This is a genomic window from Citricoccus sp. NPDC079358 (assembly GCF_040702545.1).
Lineage (GTDB): Bacteria > Actinomycetota > Actinomycetes > Actinomycetales > Micrococcaceae > Citricoccus.
The window spans coordinates 1-2,296 of sequence record NZ_JBFBLI010000032.1; the positions used below are offsets into that span (position 1 = coordinate 1).

2 protein-coding genes and 1 pseudogene are annotated in these 2,296 nt (G+C 65.8%); 2 read left to right on the forward strand and 1 reads right to left on the reverse strand.

The window, feature by feature from the left end:
* A partial coding sequence (locus tag AB0333_RS16880) for a helix-turn-helix domain-containing protein (protein ID WP_366219831.1) occupies window positions 1-255 on the forward strand: 255 nt, incomplete at its 5' end.
* A 474-nt stretch (window positions 256-729) separates the two neighbouring features.
* Window positions 730-1,922 (forward strand): annotated as a pseudogene (locus AB0333_RS16885) (IS30 family transposase).
* A 50-nt stretch (window positions 1,923-1,972) separates the two neighbouring features.
* On the opposite strand, the gene AB0333_RS16890 reads toward AB0333_RS16885, so the two are convergent.
* Window positions 1,973-2,296 (reverse strand): hypothetical protein (locus AB0333_RS16890; RefSeq protein ID WP_366219832.1); only part of this gene is annotated, 324 nt, incomplete at its 5' end.

Below are 2,296 nucleotides of genomic sequence, written 5' to 3' on the forward strand. Positions count from 1 at the left end.
GAACGCGAGCTGATCTCCGAACGCACCAAGGCCGGCCTGGCCTCGGCCCGGGCCAGGGGCCGCAAGGGCGGCCGGCCCTACAAGATGACCCCGGCCAAGATCCGCCTGGCGATGGCCTCGATGGGCAAGAAGGACACCAACGTCAGCGCGCTGTGCAAGGAGTTGGGCATCACTCGTCAGACGCTCTACCGCCACGTCTCACCCACCGGTGAACTCCGGGAGGCAGGTAACAAGGTGGTTGCGCAACGTCGATGAGCAGGTGCTGGTACGTATGCACCCCGAAGCGGTCGCGGAGTAGCGGCGGGAGCTGAGCGCCGAGGCGGCAATCAGCAGCCCGATCCCGGACAGGAAGTTCGAGGCGCGCCACAGGTTCCACCCGCGGAACTGGTTGGGCAACGGCCCAGGAGCAGCTATCAGACCGTGCGGGCGACCGGCACGGTGACCGGCATGACAGCTTCGAGGCCCATGGTGATGGGCGGGTTCTAACGGTGGTCGCAACACCCTGATTTTCAGGAGGTTGCGACCACCGTGTCGTTTTTGGAGAAGTCTTCGTCGTTGAAGGCGCAGTTCCTGGGGTTGATGGATGAGATCGGGAGCGTGACGGAGGTCGCGCGTCGTCTTGGCATCAATCGGAACACTGCTTTCACTTGGGCGCGCCAGGCCGGCCTTTCTTCAAGGCGATTGGGGCACCCGCGCAAGACCGAGTATCTGCAGTTGCGCGAGCAGGGCATGACCCGGCGGGAAACCGTGGCGCGCGTCGGCGTCAATGAGCGTTCCGCTCGCGATTGGGAGCACGGGGTCCGCCACTCACGGAACTCGCGGTTCTATCCGGACGGGCGGCGGGTGGACTACACGACTGGACGCACCACCATGGAGTCCATGACGAGTCCATCGCCGCCGGTTCCGGAACAGATCAGCTCCCGGCTGCTGTCGCTGCCTGAGCGGGAGAAGATTGCTGATCTGCGTCGGGCGGGCCTGTCGTTGCGGGCTATCGGCCGAGAGTTGGGACGGCCTGCATCCACGATCATGCGCGAGCTGGCCACACGCACCGTGAACGGCCGGTATCTGCCCCATGGCGCCCATCGCGACGCCGCGAGGGCACGGACCCGCCCCAAGATCGCGAAGCTCGCCGAGGCCGGCCCGCTGCGGGACTACGTGTCTGCAGGACTCAGGGAACAATGGTCTCCGGAGCAGGTCCGTCACCGGATCCGCGAAGACTATCCCGATGATGAGGGCATGCGAGTGAGCACGGAGACGATCTACCAAGCCCTCTACGTCCAAGCGCGCGGCGGTCTCAAGCGAGAGGTCGCGCAGGCCCTGCGCTCGGGACGGACCCGCCGGAAAACACGCCGCTCGGTTGAACAGCGCACGAGCCGTTTCATCGATCCGATGGTGATGATCTCGGACCGCCCCGCAGAGATCGAGGACCGCGCTGTACCCGGCCACTGGGAAGGGGACCTGATCACCGGGGAGCGGAATCAGTCCGCGATCATCACGCTCGTCGAGCGGACCACCCGCTATGTGATGCTCGGCCACCTTCCCCTCGATCACTCCGCGGAAGCCGTCCGCGACGTTCTCGTGACCCTGATCGGCACGCTCCCCGAGCAGCTGCGCGGGTCATTGACCTGGGACCAAGGTGCAGAGATGGCCGCCCACAAGGCGTTCAGGATCGCCACCGACGTCCCGGTCTACTTCTGTGACCCGGCCTCTCCCTGGCAACGGGGATCGAACGAGAACACCAACGGGCTGCTACGGCAATACTTCCCCAAGGGAACCGACCTCTCCGCTCATGGTCCGATGGATCTGGAACACGTCGCCCAGAAACTCAACGGCCGCCCACGCAAAACGCTCGGCTGGAAAACTCCAGCCGAGCGTCTGCTAGAACTTGTCTAGTTCACTTCGGTGTTGCGACGACCCCTTGAATCCAAGATGTCCCGCGGCCGGCTTACTGATTGCCCTTCGCTGTAGTTGGTCAGGCGCATCCGGACAGGGCGGCACCGAGGTAGGGCAGATACACGATCGTGGCCAGTAGGACGAGCGTGGCCAGGTAGGAGGTGGTCGTGAGAGCGGCGAGCAATCCGGCCGGTCCGGTGTGCGGTTGCACGAGGTGACGGATCCGGTCGGGACCGAGGGCGTGCAAGGCACCGTCGAGGGGTGCCTCATGCCCAGCGTGGTGGGCGTGCTCGCCGAGGGTGAGCAGAGCGCTGGCCAGGGCGGGGGTTCCGACGCGGCGGCGGGCGGCGTCGTCGGCGGCGATCTCGAGGTAGTGCCCGAGCGCGTCCTCGACGGCGACCAT